This window comes from Streptomyces sp. 17_S59 (assembly GCF_056930295.1).
On record NZ_JBXOWD010000001.1, the window covers coordinates 4,423,831 to 4,442,116 of the forward strand.

The window sequence follows — 18,286 nt, forward strand, 5'->3', positions numbered from 1 at the left end:
TCCTCGTGATCGTCACTGCGGTGCGTCCAGGCGGTAGCCCACGCCGCGGACCGTGCGGATCAGGGTCGGCGAGGACGGCACGTCCTCGACCTTGGCGCGCAGCCGCTGGACACAGGCGTCCACCAGGCGGGAGTCGCCCAGGTAGTCGTGCTCCCACACCAGCCGCAGCAGCTGCTGCCGGGACAGCGCCTGCCCCGGCCGGCGGCTCAGCTCCAGCAGCAGCCGCAGCTCGGTCGGGGTCAGCTGGAGGTCCTGGCCGTTCTTGGTGACCGTCATCGCGGACCGGTCGATGACCAGCGACCCGAAGACCGCCGAGTCGCTCGACTCCCGCTCGCCGCGCCGCAGCACGGCCCGGATCCGGGCGTCCAGCACCCGCCCCTGCACCGGCTTGACCACATAGTCGTCGGCGCCGGACTCCAGCCCGACCACCACGTCGATGTCGTCGTTGCGGGCGGTCAGCAGGATGATCGGCAGCTGGTCCGTACGCCGGATCCGCCGGCAGACCTCGAAGCCGTCGATGCCCGGCAGCATCACGTCCAGCACGATCAGATCGGGCCGCTGCTCGCGCATCATCTTCAGCCCGTCCTCGCCCGACGCAGCGGTCACCACACGGTGGCCCTGACGGGACAGGGAGAACTCGAGGGCCGTGCGGATGGCGTCGTCGTCCTCGATCAGCAACAGGAAAGGCACAGTGGTCATTCTGGCCTAAGACTGGCCGGTAGTTCGACAGAAGGATGTCGCAGCGCCCCGCGGCGAGCTGTTGCAGGGCTGTGACAGTCGGCGGACAACGCGATGAAACTGGCCCGGCAGGCTTTTGGTCACCGGGCAGTTAGCGGTCCGGATCACTGACGGACCGAGCTGGCTCCACCGACGGGGGGCGCGAGATGAACACACTGCACAGCACCACGAACAGCGCAGTTCGCACGCGCCTGCACGACGCCGGCCGGAGCACGGAGAAGTCCGGTGCCGTGGGCGGGCGGGGGTGCGCTCGCGGCACCGGACGCACGGCACGGCCGCCGTACATGGTGGCCATCGACGCGATCGCGTACGGGGAGCCCAAGGGGGGCGCTCCGGGGGGCACGGGGGAACGCGGCACCGAGGTGTCGCGGACGGAGGCGGAGTTCACCGCCTACGTCCAGGAGCGCAGGGCCTCCCTGTACGCGACCGCGTACCACCTGACCGGTGACCGGTACGAGGCGGAGGACCTGCTGCAGAGCGCGCTGTTCTCCACCTACCGCGCCTGGGACCGGATCAGCGACAAGGCGGCGGTCGGCGGCTACCTGCGCCGCACCATGACCAACCTGCACATCAGTGCCTGGCGCCGCCGCAAGCTCAACGAGTACCCGACCGAGGAGCTGCCGGAGACGCCCGGTGAGCAGGACGCGATGCGCGGCACCGAGCTGCGCGCCGTCCTCTGGCAGGCGCTCGCCCGGCTGCCCGAACTGCAGCGCACGATGCTCGTGCTCCGCTACTACGAGGGCCGTACGGACCCGGAGATCGCGGAGATCCTCGACATCAGCGTCGGCACGGTCAAGAGCAGCATCTGGCGCTCGCTGCGCCGCCTGCGGGACGACGAGGCCATCGCCTCCGGCCGGATCGCGGAGGAGTGCTTCGGCGAGCTGGTGGCCTAGGGGAGCCAACGGGGGAAACGGGGGCACGGGGGAGAGAGCGGGCGTGGCAGCCGGGGGGATTGCCGCGCCCGCTCTCGCATGTCCTGGCCCGTGTCAGCTGCGTACGGTCTCCCGCCGCCCGGCGGCAGCGGAGGCGATCCGGCCCATGGCCGTGTCCCGGCCGCAGGGGAAGGCGCCCAGCGCCACCCACCGGGCCACGATGGCCCGCTCCGAGCGCATCAGCCGCAGCCCGCGGCGCACCAGGTACGGCACCGGCTTGCGGGCCTCGCGGATGTCGCGCAGCAGCCGCCGCCGGAAGGTCGTCGAGGGCCGCCCGCGCAGGCACAGCGCATCCGCGAGGTGACCCAGATCACGGCACTGCGTGATGATGTCGGCGGCGAAGATGCCCTCCGCTATGAACAGCGGGGTGCGGCCTATGTCCAGCCGGGTCCGGCCGGCGCGCGAGCTGCTCGAGATGTCGTACACCGGCACCTCGGTCCGGGCCGTGCGGCACAGCTCGTCGATCGCGGCGACGGCCGCCTCCGCGTCCCACGACAGCGGCGAGTCCCAGTCGGTGCCGCCGTCCTCGAGCAGCGGCAGCGAGGGGTCGTCGCCCTCCTTGTAGAAGTCGTCCAGGTTGAGCACCGGGAGCCCGGTGCGGGCGGCGAGGGACGACTTTCCGGAGCCGGACGGACCGGTCAGCAGGATGACGCGAGCGGAAGGCAGGAGGGAGGTCACGGGACACCAGTGTGAGGCATTGCTCCGCATGGGGGATCCCTCTGGGTCGGGGCGTGCGCGCACCGTGATCGCTCAACTACGCTGCGCAGTCGACTCGACTCGATGCGACTCGGTACGACTCGGCACGACCGTCCACACAACTCACGCCCCGGCAGGTGGTCATGGCATCCCACGCACGTCACGCACGCTCCGCTTCCGTTCCCCCGCCGCCGCGTCTGCGGCGCACGCTCGCACGGGTCGGCCTGACCGTCTCGGCGGGCGCCGCGCTCGTCGGGGGCGGCGCGACGGCGGCGGCCGCGGTCGTTCCGCTTCCGCACCCGGGGGCGCCGAGGGCGCCGCAGGCGCCGCGGGCCGAACTGGGCCGCACGGACGTGGGCGCCGCCTTCCAGGGCGTGGGCATCGCCCTGGACAAGTCGCTGCAAGGGCTCTCGCCGGTGATCAAGTCCTTCAAGGCGTACCCGATGGCGGGGACGGGGGTGGACCCGCTGGACAACGGCGTCAAGACGAAGGTGGCGGACTTCCAGGAGGTGGGTGCGCCTTCTGCGACGGGCGCTATCGCGCCGAGTGGGCAGCTGAAGGAGCTGCCGCTGGTGGGGTCGGTGCTGGGGATGCTGCCGGGGCCGGCTTCGCCGGAGGGGGTCAGTCTGGGGTGAGGGTTCCGGGGGCGTCCGGGGGCCTCCGGCGGTTCTTTCCCCACCCCGCCCCTTCCCGTAACTGGGGGCTCTGCCCCCAGACCCCCGGTCCTCAAACGCCGGACGGGCTGGAGTTGCCGCCCGGACGGGCTGAATGCGCCGGTGCCGGTCCCCTGAATGCGCCGGTGCCGGTCCCCCGAAGGGGACGGGCACCGGCGATTGTCGTCAGCGGCTCAGTAGGAGGAGCCGCCTGCGCCCAGGGAGCCCGTGGGGTGCCAGACCGTCTTCGTTTCCAGGAAGGCCGTGAGGCGGTCGGTGCCGGGGGTGGCGGACCAGTCCACAGCCTGTGGACGGCGGACCACGCGCTTGAGGTTGTCCGCGGCCTCGATCTCCAGCGCCTTGGCGGTCTCGGGGTCGGCCCCGGTCACGTCGATGGCGTTGACGTCCTGGTGCGCGGCGAGCGGCACGGCGATCTCCGTGACCTTGCCGGACAGGATGTTGACCACACCACCGGGCACGTCGGAGGTGGCCAGCACCTCGCCCAGGGACAGGGCGGGCAGCGGGGCCTTCTCCGAGGCCACCACCACGACCGTGTTGCCGCCCGCGATGGCGGGGGCGATCACGGAGACCAGGCCCAGCAGCGAGGACTCCTGCGGCGCCACGACCGCGACGACACCGGTCGGCTGCGGCGACGAGACGTTGAAGAACGGCCCCGCGACCGGGTTGGTGCCGCCCACGACCTGGGCGATCTTGTCGGTCCAGCCCGCGTACCAGACCCAGCGGTCGATCGCGGCGTCCACCTGGGCCGCGGCCTTGGACTTGGACAGCCCCTCGGCGTCGGCGACCTCGGCCGTGAACTGGTCGCGGCGGCCCTCGAGCATCTCGGCGACGCGGTAGAGGATCTGGCCGCGGTTGTAGGCGGTGGCGCCCGACCAGGCACCGAACGCCTTGCGGGCCGCGACGACGGCGTCCCGCGCGTCCTTGCGGGACGACAGGGGCGCGTTGGCGAGCCAGTTGCCCTTGGAGTCGGTCACCTCGTACACCCGCCCGCTCTCGGACCGGGGGAACTTGCCCCCGACGAACAGCTTGTAGGTCTTGAAAACGCTAAGACGCTCAGACATCGAGGTAGGCCTCCAGACCGTGACGGCCACCCTCGCGACCGAAGCCCGACTCCTTGTACCCGCCGAACGGCGAAGTCGGATCGAACTTGTTGAACGTGTTGGCCCAGACGACGCCCGCACGCAGCTTGTCGGCGACCGCCAGCATCCGCGAGCCCTTCTCGGTCCAGATGCCGGCCGACAGCCCGTACTGCGAGTTGTTGGCCTTGGCGACGGCCTCGGCGGGCGTGCGGAAGGTCAGCACGGACAGCACCGGGCCGAAGATCTCCTCGCGGGCGATCCGGTGGGCCTGGGAGACGTTGGTGAACAGCGTCGGCGCGAACCAGTAACCGGCGGCCGGCAGCTCGCACGCGGGCGACCAGCGCTCGGCACCCTCGGCCTCGCCGCTGTCGGCGAGAGCGGTGATGCGGGCCAGCTGCTCGGCGGAGTTGATGGCGCCGACGTCGGTGTTCTTGTCGAGCGGGTCGCCCACCCGGAGCGTGGACATCCGGCGCTTGAGCGCGTCCAGCAGCTCGTCCTGGATGGACTCCTGCACCAGCAGGCGCGAACCGGCGCAGCAGACCTGGCCCTGGTTGAAGAAGATCCCGTTGATGATCCCCTCGACCGCCTGGTCGATCGGCGCGTCGTCGAAGACGATGTTGGCGCCCTTGCCGCCCAGCTCCAGCGTCAGCCGCTTGTCCGTACCGGCGACGGTACGGGCGATCTGCTTGCCCACGCCGGTGGAACCGGTGAACGCGACCTTGTCGATCCCGTCGTGCGCGACGAGCGCGGCACCGGTCGTCCCGTCACCCGTCAGGATGTTGACGACGCCCTTGGGCAGCCCGGCCTGACGGCAGATGTCCGCGAAGAACAGCGCCGACAGCGGCGTGGTCTCGGCGGGCTTCAGCACGACGGTGTTGCCCGCGGCCAGCGCCGGGGCGATCTTCCACGCCAGCATCAGCAGCGGGAAGTTCCACGGGATGACCTGGCCGGCGACGCCCAGCGGCTTCGGGTCCCGCCCGAAACCGGCGTGCTCCAGCTTGTCCGCCCAGCCCGCGTAGTAGAAGAAGTGCGCGGCGACCAGCGGCAGATCCGCGTCGCGGGTCTCCTTGATCGGCTTGCCGTTGTCGAGGGTCTCCAGAACGGCCAGCTCGCGCGAGCGCTCCTGGATGATCCGGGCGATGCGGAACAGGTACTTGGCCCGCTCGGAGCCCGGCAGCGCGGACCACTTCTCGAAGGCCTTGCGGGCGGCCTTCACCGCCGCGTCGACGTCCTCGGCCGAGGCCTGCGCGACCTCGGAGAGCACTTCCTCCGTCGACGGCGAAACGGTCTTGAAGACCTTCCCGTCGGACGCCTCGCGGAACTGGCCGTCGATGAACAGCCCGTAGGACGGGGCGATGTCGACGACCGTGCGCGACTCGGGCGCCGGTGCGTATTCAAAAGCCATGATCAGTCCACCGTCACGTAGTCGGGACCGGAGTAGCGCCCGGTGCTCAGCTTCTGCCGCTGCATCAGCAGGTCGTTGAGAAGGCTCGACGCGCCGAAGCGGAACCACTCGTTGGTCAGCCACTCCTCGCCGACGGTCTCGTTGACGAGCACCAGGAACTTCATGGCGTCCTTGGTGGTCCGGATGCCGCCCGCGGGCTTCACGCCGACCTGCACGCCGGTCGTGTCGCGGAAGTCGCGCACGGCCTCCAGCATCAGCAGGGTGTTGGCCGGGGTGGCGTTCACCGCGACCTTGCCGGTGGAGGTCTTGATGAAGTCTGCGCCGGCGAGCATGCCGAGCCAGGAGGCGCGGCGGATGTTGTCGTACGTCGACAGCTCACCGGTCTCGAAGATGACCTTGAGCCGGGCCGCCGAGCCGTCGGGGCGGCGGCAGGTGTCCTTGACGGCCTTGATCTCCTCGAAGACGCTCAGGTAGCGCCCGGCGAGGAAGGCACCGCGGTCGATCACCATGTCGATCTCGTCCGCGCCCGCGGCGACGGCGTCGACCGTGTCGGCGAGCTTCACCGGCAGGGCGGCGCGGCCGGCCGGGAAGGCGGTGGCGACGGAGGCGACCTTCACCTCGGAGCCCGCGAGGGCCTCCGCGGCGGTGGCCACCATGTCGGGGTAGACGCAGATCGCCGCGGTGCGGGGGGTCTCGCGGTCGGTCGGATCGGGGTTGAGGGCCTTGGCGCACAGGGCCCGGACCTTGCCCGGGGTGTCCGCGCCCTCGAGGGTCGTGAGGTCGATCATCGAGATCGCCAGGTCGATGGCGTAGGCCTTCGCCGTGGTCTTGATCGAGCGGGTGCCGAGCGCTGCGGCGCGGGCTTCCAGCCCGACCGGGTCGACGCCCGGGAGGCCGTGCAGGAAGCGGCGCAGCGCACCGTCGGAGGCGGTCACGTCCGCCATCGACGCCAGTCGCTCCGCGGCTTCGTTGCCGTTTGAGGGAACAGTGGGCATGGTCACCCGATGAGCATATCTACGCGCGTAGCGCGTGCCAACCCCCCGTGCGGGCACTGCCTTTCCGTGCCCTTCCCGTGGCCTTCCTGTGCCCTTACCGTGCCGGTCCCGTACCGACCCCATACCGGCCCCATGCTCACACCACCCGGCTCGCGCCGCAGCGTGGGGCACAATCGGCGGCATGACGAGCGACCCGAAGGCACCGGAATACGCCGAGCGGTGCTACCGCTCCTCCGCAGGCATCGGCAGCGGCGTGCTGCTGCTGATACTGGCCGCGTGGCTGGGGGGCGACGCGATCGCCCGCGGCGAGGGCCGTGCGCCCTGGCTCGCCCTGGCCGGACTGCTCTTCGCGGCACCGCTGATCATCGCCTTCACGGTGCGGCCGGCGGTGTGGGCGGGGGAGGACCGGCTGCTGGTGCGGAATCCGTTCCGCACGATCACCTTGCCGTGGGCCTCTGTCGAGGCCGTTCGGGCCGGGTACTCCAGTGAGGTGCTCGCGGGTGGTGCGAAGTACCAGCTGTGGGCCATTCCGGTGTCGCTGCGGCAGCGGAAGAGGGCGGCGCGGAATGCGGCTCGGTCGGCGGCGGAGGATGTGACGGGGACGGTGTCCCCGGTGGCCCCTGTTTCGGGTGGCCCTCTGCGGGCGGCGTCCGATCAGGCGATCGAGGATTTGCGGGAACTTGCGGAGCGGTGTGCTTCGCGTGAGGGGGCACAAGGCGCACCTTCGGTGCGGTGGGCGTTTGAGCTGATCGTTCCGTCGATCGTCGGCTTGGTGCTGTTTGCTGCGCTGGCGGGGGTTGGGTGAGGCCGTTTCGGCTAACGGTTGACGGTGCGCGGCACCGGGGTTGCCGGTGGGGGTGCGGGCCGTCGTTCCGGTTGTGCCCACCCTCCCCCATTGCCTGAACGGCATGGGGGCACCCCCATCGCCTGGGGGCACCTCCCAGCGGTAGCTGGGGGAGGAACGATTGCCCGCAATCTGACTGCGGCGCGATTGCCCGCAACCTGACTGCGGCGCGGAGGGGGTGGGGTGGGACGGGTGGGCCCTGGCAGGGGCGTAAAGCATTCTTCGCGGCAGGTGCGGGGTACGCCGTGACACGGAACGGAACGCCGCGAAGAGTGCAGCCCCAGAAGGGCCCACCCGTCCCACCCCACCCCCGACCCACCCACCGGGCCGGGGGTGGGTCACCCCGGTTCGGGGTGACCCATGAGCGTCAGATGCCCGCGGCGCGCGAGAGGTCTGTCTTCACGGAAGCCAGGACCTCGTCTGCCTTGCGCCGCGCGTCGGCCAGCGCGCTGGCTGACGCCACCGGCACCACGACCTCCAGGTAGCACTTCAGCTTCGGCTCCGTGCCGCTCGGGCGCACGATCACCCGCGCCCCGGACACCGCACCGGCCTCGTCCCCGGCCAGCTGGTAGCGGAGCCCGTCGGTCGGCGGCAGCGACTCGGTGCCCTTCGTCAGGTCCTCCGCGGACACCACGTGCAGCCCGGCCAGCACCGTCGGCGGCTGCTCCCGCAGCCTCCGCATCGCCGCACCGATCAGCGACAGGTCCTCCACCCGCACCGACAGCTGGTCCGTCGCGTGCAGCCCGTGCTCGACCGCCATGTCGTCCAGCAGGTCGGCGAGCGTACGGCCCGACTCCTTCAGCTCGGCGGTCAGCTCGGCGATCAGCAGGGCCGCCGTGATGCCGTCCTTGTCGCGCACCCCGTCCGGGTCCACGCAGTAGCCCAGCGCCTCCTCGTAGGCGTACCGCAGCCCGTCCACACGGGAGAGCCACTTGAAGCCCGTCAGCGTCTCCTCGTACGTCGTGCCGGCGGCGGCCGCGGAGATCCGGGACAGCAGCGAGGACGAGACGATGGTGGTCGCGAACGCGCCCCGGGCGTTCTTGTGCACCAGGTGCTCGGCCAGCAGCGCGCCGACCTCGTCGCCGCGCAGCATGCGCCAGCCCTCGACGGTCTCCGGCGCGGGCACGGCGACGGCGCAGCGGTCCGCGTCGGGGTCGTTGGCGATGATGATGTCCGGCGCCTCGCCCCGGGCCGCGGCCTCGCGGGCGGTGGCGAAGGACAGGTCCATCGCGCCCGGCTCCTCCGGGTTGGGGAACGCGACGGTCGGGAAGTCCGGGTCCGGCTCGGCCTGGGCGGCCACGACGGACGGCGCGGGGAACCCGGCGCGGGCGAAGGCGGCGGTCAGCACGTCGCGGCCGACGCCGTGCATCGGCGTGTAGACGACGCGGACGTCACGGGCGGAACCGGCGGTGAGGACGGCGTCCGTGCGGGCCAGGTAGGCCTCGACCACGTCCTCCTCGCGGAGGGTCTCCCAGCCGGCGTCCGGCCGGGGCACGTCGTTCAGGCTCTCGATCGCGGCGATCTCGGCGGCGATGCCGGCGTCCGCCGGGGGGACGATCTGGGAGCCGTCGCCGAGGTAGACCTTGTAGCCGTTGTCGCGGGGCGGATTGTGGCTGGCGGTGACCTCGATGCCGGCCACAGCGCCCAGGTGGCGGATCGCGAAGGCGAGCACCGGGGTGGGCAGCGGCTTGGGCAGCAGCGCGGCCTTCAGCCCGGCGCCCACCATGACGGCGGCGGTGTCACGGGCGAAGTCGGCGGACTTGTAGCGGGCGTCGTAGCCGATGACGACGGTGCCACTGGTGTGGCCCTGCTTCTTGAGGTACGCGGCGAGGCCCGCGGCCGCGCGGATGACGACGGTGCGGTTCATGCGCATGGGGCCGGCGCCCAGCTCCCCGCGGAGACCGGCGGTGCCGAACTGAAGGGTGCCGGCGAAGCGGGCGGCAAGCTCGGTGAGGTCGCCGGCTTCGATGAGCCGGGCCAGCTCCTCGCGGGTCTCGGGGTCGGGGTCCTCGGCGAGCCAGGTGTTGGCCTGCGCGATGAGGTCTCGCTCCACGTCGTTTCCTCCGTCGGTGTTTCTCGGTGCGCCCCTGGTGCACAGGTGCGCACGGGGTGCGTGGGTGGGTCGGGGCCGGGGCGGGACGGGCCCCTCTGGGGGCTAGGGATATTTACGGCAACGGTCTTGCGTCATGGTGCCCGGAAGGACGCCGCAAATATGCCGAGACGCCCCCTGCCGGGGCCCGTCCCGCCCCGGCCCCTCCCGCCCGTCGGCGACTGCGGGCCGTGGCCCCACCTGCATGGGCGGATGCGGGGTATCGGGCGGGCGGGTGGGTGCAAATCGCGCCGAAGGCGCGGAAAACACCCGCGCCGGAGGCGCGAAGATGCGCCCCCGGCACCGGGGTGAGGCAGGCGGCGATGCGGACCGCCAAAGGTCACAGCTTGGGCAGGACCTGCGCCAGCAGGGAACCCATGCGGGCAGCGGAGTCACGGCCGGCCTGCAGAACCTCTTCGTGGTTCAGCGGCTCGCCCGTCATGCCCGCGGCGAGGTTGGTCACCAGGGAGATGCCCAGCACCTCGGCGCCGGCCTCGCGGGCCGCGATCGCCTCGAGGGTGGTGGACATGCCGACCAGGTCGCCGCCGAGGGTGCGGACCATCTTGATCTCGGCCGGGGTCTCGTAGTGCGGGCCGGGGAGCTGGACGTAGACGCCCTCCTCCAGGGTGGCGTCCACCTCCTTGCACAGGCTGCGCAGGCGCGGGGAGTACAGGTCGGTGAGGTCGACGAAGTTGGCGCCGACGATCGGCGAGGTCGCCGTCATGTTGATGTGGTCGCTGATCAGGACCGGCTGGCCGGGGCGCATGCCGTCGCGCAGGCCGCCGCAGCCGTTCGTCAGGACGACGGTCTTGCAGCCGGCGGCGACGGATGTGCGGACGCCGTGCACGACGGCGGCGACGCCGCGGCCCTCGTAGTAGTGGGTGCGGCCGAGGAAGACGAGCGCACGCTTGTCGTTGATCTTGTACGAGCGAATGGTGCCCGCGTGGCCGGCGACGGCGGCCGGCGTGAAGCCGGGGAGTTCGGTCACCGGGAACTCGGCCTCGGGGGCGCCGAGCGCTTCGGTGGCGGGGACCCAGCCGGAGCCCATGACCAGGGCGACGTCGTGGGTCTCGGCGCCAGTGAGCTCGCGCAGGCGGGCGGCGGCGGCGTCGGCCGCGGCGTACGGGTCGGTCTGGATGTCCGGGGTAACAGATGCGTTCACGCGGACGAGGGTAACCGCTAATCGCCTACGCGCGTAGATGTCTCTGGTTACGGTGTTCCGATTGTTGCTTTGTGCTTTGCGACGAGATGCAATCGTCATCTCGGACGCTTTCAGGGGGCGTCCGACGGGCCGGCACAGGCCCATCGGACACCCCCTAGCACGGCCGCTTGCGCAGCTCCATGACGTAGTCGTGCGGGGCCCCGGCGGATTCCGCCGCGTCGGCGATCTCCCCGAGATAGCGGGCGGAGGGCAGACCGCCCTCGTAGCCGTTGAGGACGTAGACCCAGGCCGGCTCCTCGCCGTCCAGAGTGTGCACCCGGACCCGCATGCGGCGGTAGATGTCCAGGCCGACACCCTCCCAACGGTCCATCGAGTCCTCGTCCATCGGGGCGATGTCGTAGAGGGCGACGAACACCTGCGACCGGGGGGCCTCCACGATGGTGGCGAGCGCGCCCTCCCAGCCCATCTGCTCCCCGCCGAAGGTCAGCCGCCAGCCGTTGAGCCAGCCCGTGCCGCGCAGCGGCGAGTGCGGTGCGCGGCGGGTCATCAGCCGCGCGTCGAGGTTGCCGGCGTACGCGGCATAGAGCGACATGGTTCCGAGGGTACGGGAGTGAGGCGGAACGGCCTTTGGGGTGGCAGGCTCGAAGGGAGGTTCGCGTGGAACTTTCGGACGGATCTCGCTCAAAGTTCCCTCGAAAGTCGTACAGATCAGCGTAAGGATCGCGTAGGGAGGCCCCGGAAGGAGCCGCTTCGATGGGTGCGGAACAATGGAATACGTGACTCGGATCGTGATCATCGGTGGCGGACCCGGCGGCTATGAGGCGGCGCTGGTCGCCGCTCAGCTCGGCGCGGAGGTGACCGTCGTCGACTGCGACGGTCTGGGCGGGGCATCGGTGCTGACCGACTGCGTGCCCTCGAAGACACTCATTGCCACGGCAGAGGTGATGACCAACTTCGACTCCTCCTACGAGGAGCTGGGGATCATGGTCGCCGACGACACTCCGCCCCTGGAGCAGGCCGCCGGCGTGGTCGGCGTGGACCTGGGCAAGGTCAACCGCCGTGTGAAGCGGCTCGCGCTGGCGCAGTCGCACGACATCACCGCCTCGGTGACGCGCGCGGGCGGCCGGGTCATGCGCGGGCGCGGGCGGCTGGAGCCGCAGCAGGCGCCGGACGGTTCGCGCCGGGTCGTGGTGCGGGCCGCCGACGGCACCGAGGAGACGCTGGCCGCGGACGCCGTGCTGATCGCCACGGGTGCCCACCCCCGGGAGATCCCGGACGCGCTGCCCGACGGCGAGCGGATCCTGAACTGGACCCAGGTCTACGACCTCGACGAGCTGCCCGAAGAGCTGATCGTGGTGGGCTCCGGCGTGACCGGCGCCGAGTTCGCGGGTGCCTACCAGGCGCTCGGGTCCAAGGTGACGCTGGTGTCGTCGCGGGACCGGGTGCTGCCCGGCGAGGACCCCGACGCAGCGGCCGTGCTGGAGGACGTCTTCCGGCGGCGCGGCATGAACGTGATGGCGCGGTCCCGGGCGCAGTCCGCCAAGCGGGTCGGGGACCGGGTCGAGGTGACGCTGGCCGACGGCCGCGTGATCACGGGTACCCACTGCCTGATGGCCGTCGGGTCCATCCCCAACACCGAGGGGATAGGGCTGGAGGAGGCCGGGGTCCGGCTCAAGGAGTCCGGCCACGTCTGGACGGACAAGGTCTCGCGGACCTCCGCGCCGGGTGTCTACGCGGCCGGCGACTGCACCGGGGTCTTCGCGCTGGCCTCCGTCGCCGCCATGCAGGGGCGCATCGCCATGTACCACTTCCTGGGCGATGCGGTGTACCCGCTGAATCTCAAGGCTGTATCGGCGAACGTGTTTACGGATCCCGAGATTGCCACGGTCGGCTATACGCAGGCCGATGTCGACAACGGCCTGATAGACGCCCGGGTCGTGAAGCTTCCGCTGCTGCGTAATCCGCGGGCGAAGATGCAGGGCATCCGGGATGGTTTTGTGAAGATGTTCTGCCGTCCCGGTACGGGCATCGTGGTGGGCGGTGTCGTGGTGTCCCCGCGGGCGAGTGAACTGATTCATCCCATCTCGATCGCGGTCGACAACAACCTGACCGTCGAGCAGATCGCAAATGCGTTCACCGTGTATCCGTCGCTGTCCGGCTCGATCGCCGAGGTGGCACGGCAGTTGCACACGAGGAAGACGCAGCGCGAGGCGTAAGGAGACGGGACTCCGGGTTCCGGATCCCTCTACCACTCCTTGGGTTGCGGAGCGGACAACTTCCGTTAATTGCTGCAACCTGCTGAAAACAGATGGACGTTGGCGTTACTGTCGGTTTCGTGTTCGCTGCAGAACGTCGCCAATTGATCCTCGAAATGGTGCGGGCCAACGGAGCGGTTTCGCTCCGTGAGCTCGCCCGCGTCGTCCAGACCTCAGAAGTGACCGTACGGCGGGACGTGCGGGCGCTGGAGGCCGAAGGACTGCTCGACCGCCGGCACGGCGGTGCGGTACTGCCGGGCGGATTCACCAGGGAGTCCGGCTTCCCGCAGAAATCCCATCTAGCCACTGCCGAGAAGACGGCCATCGCCGATCTCGCGGCGAGCTTCGTCGAAGAGGGCGAGGCCGTCGTCGTCGGCGCCGGTACGACCACTCAGGAGCTGGCCCGCCGGCTCGCCCGCGTACCGGGTCTCACCGTGGTCACCAACTCCCTGCTGGTCGCCCAGGCGCTGGCCCATGCCAACCGTGTCGAGGTCGTCATGACCGGGGGCACGCTCAGAGGGTCGAACTACGCGCTCGTCGGCAGCGGGGCCGAGCAGTCCCTCCAGGGGCTGCGGGTGTCGCGGGCGTTCCTGTCCGGGAGCGGGCTCACCGCCGAGCGCGGCCTGTCCACCTCCAACATGCTCTCCGCGAGCGTGGACCGGGCGCTGGTGCAGGCCGCGGCCGAGGTCGTGGTCCTCGCCGACCACACCAAGCTGGGCACCGACACGATGTTCCAGACCGTGCCCACGGACGTCATCACCAGACTCGTGACCGACGAGCCCCCGGCGCACGACGACCGGGCGGCCACGGAACTCCAGGCGCTGGCCGACCAGGGCGTGCACATTTCGGTCGCCGGGCCCGGCGCGGGGTCGGGCCCGGGGGCCGCGGCGGTGCACGGCGACACGGTCTCCCCGGCCCGCCGCCGGGACGTTCCGCCACTGCCGGGGCAGCGCAGAAGCCTGCCCCTCGGGCACGGGCACGGCCAGCAGCCGGGGCCGATCCAGGGCGGTCCGCCGGGAGCCCAGCTGCGCAGCGCGGTGTCCCTGGGCGAGCAGCCCTCGGCCCGGGTGGCGGACCTGGCGCCCCGGCGGCGCTGACCGGCCGATCAGAGTGCCTTGATCCCGGTCAGCGTCAGCATGAGCAGGCGGTCGGCCAACTCCGGGTCGTCCGGAGACTGTTCGGCCGCCAGCGAAATGGCGTTGGTCAGCTGCATCAGATCCGTGATGCCCACGTCCTCGCGGATGGCCCCGGCACGCTTCGCCCGGGTGAGCAGGGTGTCGCCGGCCTCCCGCATCGGCAGGCTGCACCGCGACATGGCGGACGCCTCGTCGCTCTGCGCGGCCATCAGGGCCCGCGACAGGCCGCGGTAGGTGCCCGCGTGGGTGACGATGGCCCGCAGCCAGGCCACCAGCGCCCGGCAGGGCTCGGGGGAGGCCAGCAGCTCCCGGGAGCGGGCGAGCAGGCCGTCGACCTCGCCCTGGAAGACCGCGCTCATCAGGGCGGTGCGGTTGGGGAAGTGCCGGTAGAGCGTTCCGATGCCGACGCCGGCCCGCTTGGCGATGTCCTCCAGCGAGGCATCCGTGCCGTGCTCGGTGAATGCCGTGCGGGCCTCCGCGAGCAGCCGCTCGTAGTTGCGCCGCGCGTCCGCGCGCATGGGTCGTGGTGACGTCTGCGCCGCATCGGTCGCCATTGCGTCCGTCCTCCCGATCGGTGGCTCTGGGCCCACGGTCCCCGTCAGTCAAGGATGCCAGGCGCCGAGAGACGCCGGACCACGAATGCCACGGGCCCCGGCCGATGCAGCCGGGGCCCGTGGGACGGACGGGGTCGTCCGGTCAGTCCTTGATCTCGCAGATGACGGCGCCGGAGGAGACGGAGGCGCCGACCTCGGCCGTGATGCCCTTGACCGTGCCCGCACGGTGGGCGTTGAGCGGCTGCTCCATCTTCATGGCCTCCAGGACCACGATCAGGTCGCCCTCGTTGACCTGCTGGCCCTCCTCGACCGCGACCTTGACGATCGTGCCCTGCATCGGCGAGGCCAGCGCGTCGCCCGAGGCGGCGGAGCCGGACTTCTTGGCGGCGCGGCGCTTGGGCTTGGCGCCGCCGGCCGCGGCGGTGCGGGCCAGGGTCATGCCCAGCGAGGCGGGCAGCGAGACCTCCAGGCGCTTGCCGCCGACCTCGACGACGACCGTCTCGCGGCCGGCCGCCTCCTCGTCCTCGTCGGCACCCGCGCCGCTGAACGGCTGGATGGTGTTCTCGAACTCGGTCTCGATCCAGCGGGTGTGCACCCGGAACGGGTCCGAGGTGAAGGCGGGGTCCGTCACCACGGCCTGGTGGAACGGGATGGCCGTGGCCATGCCCTCGACCTGGAACTCGGCCAGGGCGCGGGCCGCGCGCTGCAGGGCCTGCTCGCGGGTGGCACCGGTGACGATCAGCTTGGCCAGCAGGGAGTCCCAGGCGGGGCCGATGACCGAGCCGGACTCCACGCCCGCGTCCAGCCGCACGCCCGGACCGGACGGCGGCACGAAGCGGGTGACGGTGCCGGGGGCGGGCAGGAAGTTGCGGCCCGGGTCCTCGCCGTTGATGCGGAACTCGAACGAGTGGCCGCGCAGCGCCGGGTCCTCGTAGCCCAGCTCCTCGCCGTCGGCGATGCGGAACATCTCGCGGACCAGGTCGATGCCGGTGACCTCCTCGGTGACCGGGTGCTCCACCTGGAGACGGGTGTTGACCTCCAGGAAGGAGATCGTGCCGTCCTGGCCCACGAGGAACTCGCAGGTGCCGGCGCCCTCGTAGCCGGCCTCCTTGAGGATGGCCTTGGAGGCGCGGTACAGCTCGGCGTTCTGCTCCTCGGTCAGGAACGGCGCGGGGGCCTCCTCGACCAGCTTCTGGTGGCGGCGCTGGAGGGAGCAGTCGCGGGTGGAGACCACGACCACGTTGCCGTGCTTGTCGGCCAGGCACTGGGTCTCGACGTGCCGCGGACGGTCCAGGTAGCGCTCGACGAAGCACTCGCCACGGCCGAAGGCCGCGACGGCCTCGCGCACGGCGGAGTCGTAGAGCTCGGGCACCTCTTCGAGCGTGCGGGCGACCTTCAGGCCGCGGCCGCCGCCGCCGAAGGCCGCCTTGATGGCGATCGGCAGGCCGTGCTCCTCGGCGAAGGCGACGACCTCGTCGGCACCGGAGACCGGGTCGGGCGTGCCGGCCACCAGGGGCGCCCCGGCGCGCTGCGCGATATGACGCGCCGCCACCTTGTCGCCGAGGCCGCGGATGGCCTGCGGCGGGGGGCCGATCCAGGTCAGGCCCGCGTCGATGACGGCCTGGGCGAAGTCGGCGTTCTCGGAGAGGAAGCCGTAACCGGGGTGGATCGCGTCGGCGCCCGACTCGGCTGCCGCGGCAAGCACCTTGGCCATGTCGAGGTAACTCGTCGCCGGGGTGTCACCGCCCAGCGCGAACGCTTCGTCGGCCGCGCGCACGTGCAGCGCGTCGCGGTCGGGGTCGGCGTAGACCGCCACGCTCCCGATGCCGGCGTCCCTGCACGCACGAGCCACGCGGACAGCGATTTCGCCACGGTTGGCGATGAGCACCTTGCGCACGATGGATCCTTCCTTGGCGCTGCGCCGCAATTAAGTAACGTCGCGAGTTTAGGTACTGGCGACACCTTGTGCCGACCCGACTTCCGGCGTGACGTTGCCCACACGGAGCGTGAATCGGAGGTTCCGCGTAGCCCCAAGTCCCCGGAACCTCCACGGTACGCCGGGTTTCCTGGAGCGCTGCTCGCGTGGTGGTGTGGCCTAGCTCTCGGCGTGCACCAGGGACCGGCGGCGCCGAATCTTTGTGGAGTCCCTACGAACGGGTGACATAAAGTTTGCGGCCCGCCCGATCTTCCGGAACCCCGTATTTCAGGTCTACCCGCCGGTAGGCCGGGTGATGTCGGCCGCGCCCTGGAACTTGGCCGCCTCCGTCGCGACGAGGCGGATCGCCTCGGTCACCCGTTCCCCGCGCCGCCGGAAGTCCGTCAGCGGCAGTGCGGCGGAGACGGCGGTGAGGGCACCCCCGGCCGGGGCCGGCACGCGTACGGCCACACAGGCCACGCCCGGCACGCTCTCCTCGACCTCCACGGCGCTCCCCGTGCGGCGCACCTGCCGCAGCTGGGCGTCCAGGCGTTCCGGCGAGGTGATGGTGTGCGAGGTGAACGCCTCCATCCCCGACGCCGTCAGATAGCGCAGCCGCGCGGCCCGGGGCAGGGCCGCGAGCAGCACCTTGCCGTGCGCGGTGGCGTGCGCCGCGGGGTCCTGGCCCAGGGCGAAGCCGCCGGTCGCCGGGTGGGTGGCGGCCGTGCCGGCGAGCACGGCGACGCCCCCGTCGCGGTAGGTGCTGAAGTAGGTGTCGACGCCGATCGCCCGGCGCGCCCGCACCAGCAGCTCCTGCACCTCGTCGGCCACCCGCATCTGCCGCCGGAACGCCTGGTGCAGGGAGGGCACGCGATAGCCGAGGACATAGCCGGCGGGGGTGCGGACCAGGTGGCCGCGGGCGGTGAGGGTGCCCAGCAGTTCGTACACCGTGGAGAGCCCGCAGCCCAGCTGCCGGGCGAGGGACTTGGCGGGCACCGGGCCGTCGGAGGCGGCCACGGCGTCCAGGACGTCCAGGGCGCGGTCCACGGACTGCGGCATGACGGGCTCCTTGCTCGGTTCTCGTGGCTCGCTGAGTGCCTGGATCCAGAGGTGAGATCCAGAGGCTGGATCCGACTGGATCTAAAAGGAAGTTGCGGAAAATATCCGGGTTCCGGGCGGTGCCGGAATTCCCCTCGACCGAGGGACGGGGAGGTGACCGATATGCCAGGACATCGTTGAAGAAGTCATGATCAAGCGCATTGCAGCCGCTGCCGCTCTGGCCGGCGCCGCACTGTCCATGTCCTCCGTAGCCACCGCTTCCGCCGCACCCGTCGCGCCCACCCCGGTGGCGCCGCCCCCGTCCTCGAACGCCGGGCCCCTGGGCGTGACCGCCCCCTCGCCCGCCTCTCCCTCGAAAGCCGCCCCGGGCAAGCAGGACGCCGGCAAGCAGGACTCCGGTAAGCAGGGCCCCGCGAAGAAGGGCCCCGCCAAGCCCGCGCCGGGCAAGGCCGCCCCCGCGAAGGAGGCTCCGGTGAAGGGCGCCCCGGCGAAGGCCGCGCCCGCCCCCAAGTCGTCCCCGGCCGCCAAGGGCAACCCGGCCCCCCAGGCCGCCCCCGCCAAGCAGGCCCCCGCCCACGCGCAGCAGCCGAAGGGCTCCCCGACCCCCACCGCGACCCCGCAGCAGCCCGCTCCGGAGGCCCCGGAGACCAGCGTCTACCCGGGCGTCGTCAACGGGCTCGGCAAGCTCGACCAGCTGGGCCAGCTGAAGCAGGTCGGCCAGGCCGCGAACGCCCTTCCCCTGTAATCGCGTCC

The 18,286-nt window shown here is 71.5% G+C and carries 17 protein-coding genes; 6 read left to right on the plus strand and 11 right to left on the minus strand.

Annotation, left to right across the window (positions count from 1 at the left end; all coding sequences use genetic code 11):
• Positions 1 to 12: 12 nt before the first annotated feature.
• Positions 13 to 690 carry a two-component system response regulator AfsQ1 gene (afsQ1, locus tag AC1Z4A_RS20050; protein WP_483683654.1) on the minus strand — a complete coding sequence of 226 codons (678 nt, stop codon included), beginning with the start codon at positions 688 to 690 and terminating at the stop codon, positions 13 to 15.
• 194 nt (positions 691 to 884) lie between these two features.
• Here afsQ1 and AC1Z4A_RS20055 point away from each other — a divergent pair, with 194 nt between their 5' ends.
• Complete coding sequence (locus tag AC1Z4A_RS20055; protein WP_483680694.1) at positions 885 to 1,631, plus strand: SigE family RNA polymerase sigma factor; 747 nt, start codon at positions 885 to 887, stop codon at positions 1,629 to 1,631.
• A gap of 93 nt (positions 1,632 to 1,724) precedes the next feature.
• Here the strand turns inward: AC1Z4A_RS20055 and AC1Z4A_RS20060 are convergent, their stop codons facing one another.
• Positions 1,725 to 2,378: a uridine kinase family protein gene (locus tag AC1Z4A_RS20060; RefSeq protein ID WP_483680696.1), complete on the minus strand. Its 654-nt coding sequence runs from the start codon at positions 2,376 to 2,378 to the stop codon at positions 1,725 to 1,727.
• Positions 2,379 to 2,509: 131 nt separating this feature from the next.
• On the opposite strand from AC1Z4A_RS20060, the gene AC1Z4A_RS20065 reads away from it, so the two are divergent.
• Positions 2,510 to 3,001, plus strand: a complete 492-nt coding sequence (locus tag AC1Z4A_RS20065; RefSeq protein WP_483680698.1) for a hypothetical protein — start codon at positions 2,510 to 2,512, stop codon at positions 2,999 to 3,001.
• Positions 3,002 to 3,213: 212 nt separating this feature from the next.
• Here the strand turns inward: AC1Z4A_RS20065 and AC1Z4A_RS20070 are convergent, their stop codons facing one another.
• From AC1Z4A_RS20070 to deoC, 3 genes are read right to left on the minus strand one after another with little or no spacing between them, the layout of a single operon-like run.
• Entirely contained in the window at positions 3,214 to 4,101 is an 888-nt protein-coding gene (locus tag AC1Z4A_RS20070) for an aldehyde dehydrogenase family protein (protein ID WP_483680700.1), read from the minus strand.
• Positions 4,094 to 5,530 (minus strand): aldehyde dehydrogenase family protein, encoded by a 1,437-nt coding sequence (locus AC1Z4A_RS20075; RefSeq protein WP_483683655.1) that lies wholly within the window; start codon positions 5,528 to 5,530, stop codon positions 4,094 to 4,096. The genes AC1Z4A_RS20070 and AC1Z4A_RS20075 overlap by 8 nt, the downstream gene beginning before the upstream one ends.
• Entirely contained in the window at positions 5,527 to 6,519 is a 993-nt protein-coding gene (gene deoC, locus AC1Z4A_RS20080; protein WP_483683656.1) for a deoxyribose-phosphate aldolase, read from the minus strand. The genes AC1Z4A_RS20075 and deoC overlap by 4 nt, the downstream gene beginning before the upstream one ends.
• A gap of 181 nt (positions 6,520 to 6,700) precedes the next feature.
• Between deoC and AC1Z4A_RS20085 the strand changes: the two genes are divergently transcribed.
• Positions 6,701 to 7,324, plus strand: a complete 624-nt coding sequence (locus tag AC1Z4A_RS20085) for a PH domain-containing protein (protein WP_483680702.1) — start codon at positions 6,701 to 6,703, stop codon at positions 7,322 to 7,324.
• 406 nt (positions 7,325 to 7,730) lie between these two features.
• Here AC1Z4A_RS20085 and AC1Z4A_RS20090 read toward each other — a convergent pair whose 3' ends face one another.
• The 3 genes from AC1Z4A_RS20090 to AC1Z4A_RS20100 all read right to left on the minus strand — a co-directional run bounded on the left by AC1Z4A_RS20090 (position 7,731) and on the right by AC1Z4A_RS20100 (position 11,206).
• Entirely contained in the window at positions 7,731 to 9,416 is a 1,686-nt protein-coding gene (locus tag AC1Z4A_RS20090; protein WP_483680704.1) for a phospho-sugar mutase, read from the minus strand.
• 376 nt (positions 9,417 to 9,792) lie between these two features.
• On the minus strand, positions 9,793 to 10,614 hold the full coding sequence (locus AC1Z4A_RS20095) for a purine-nucleoside phosphorylase (RefSeq protein ID WP_483680706.1): 822 nt from the start codon (positions 10,612 to 10,614) through the stop codon (positions 9,793 to 9,795).
• A gap of 154 nt (positions 10,615 to 10,768) precedes the next feature.
• Positions 10,769 to 11,206: a gamma-glutamylcyclotransferase family protein gene (locus AC1Z4A_RS20100; RefSeq protein ID WP_071965776.1), complete on the minus strand. Its 438-nt coding sequence runs from the start codon at positions 11,204 to 11,206 to the stop codon at positions 10,769 to 10,771.
• A gap of 175 nt (positions 11,207 to 11,381) precedes the next feature.
• Here AC1Z4A_RS20100 and AC1Z4A_RS20105 point away from each other — a divergent pair, with 175 nt between their 5' ends.
• Both AC1Z4A_RS20105 and AC1Z4A_RS20110 read left to right on the plus strand, forming a co-directional pair.
• On the plus strand, positions 11,382 to 12,830 hold the full coding sequence (locus AC1Z4A_RS20105) for an NAD(P)H-quinone dehydrogenase (protein WP_483680709.1): 1,449 nt from the start codon (positions 11,382 to 11,384) through the stop codon (positions 12,828 to 12,830).
• Positions 12,831 to 12,985: 155 nt separating this feature from the next.
• The gene (locus tag AC1Z4A_RS20110) at positions 12,986 to 13,966 is read left to right on the plus strand and encodes a DeoR/GlpR family DNA-binding transcription regulator (RefSeq protein WP_483683657.1); all 981 of its coding nucleotides are present in this window, start codon (positions 12,986 to 12,988) and stop codon (positions 13,964 to 13,966) included.
• 8 nt (positions 13,967 to 13,974) lie between these two features.
• Here AC1Z4A_RS20110 and AC1Z4A_RS20115 read toward each other — a convergent pair whose 3' ends face one another.
• From AC1Z4A_RS20115 to AC1Z4A_RS20125, 3 genes are all read right to left on the minus strand, one after another.
• A complete protein-coding gene (locus AC1Z4A_RS20115; protein ID WP_483683658.1) occupies positions 13,975 to 14,523 on the minus strand; it encodes a TetR/AcrR family transcriptional regulator in 549 nt (182 codons plus the stop codon).
• A gap of 178 nt (positions 14,524 to 14,701) precedes the next feature.
• Complete coding sequence (locus tag AC1Z4A_RS20120) at positions 14,702 to 16,456, minus strand: acetyl/propionyl/methylcrotonyl-CoA carboxylase subunit alpha (protein ID WP_483680711.1); 1,755 nt, start codon at positions 16,454 to 16,456, stop codon at positions 14,702 to 14,704.
• A 312-nt stretch (positions 16,457 to 16,768) separates the two neighbouring features.
• Positions 16,769 to 17,533, minus strand: a complete 765-nt coding sequence (locus AC1Z4A_RS20125) for an IclR family transcriptional regulator (protein WP_483680713.1) — start codon at positions 17,531 to 17,533, stop codon at positions 16,769 to 16,771.
• Between the two features lie 187 nt (positions 17,534 to 17,720).
• On the opposite strand from AC1Z4A_RS20125, the gene AC1Z4A_RS20130 reads away from it, so the two are divergent.
• On the plus strand, positions 17,721 to 18,278 hold the full coding sequence (locus AC1Z4A_RS20130) for a hypothetical protein (RefSeq protein WP_483680715.1): 558 nt from the start codon (positions 17,721 to 17,723) through the stop codon (positions 18,276 to 18,278).
• Positions 18,279 to 18,286 lie beyond the last annotated feature (8 nt).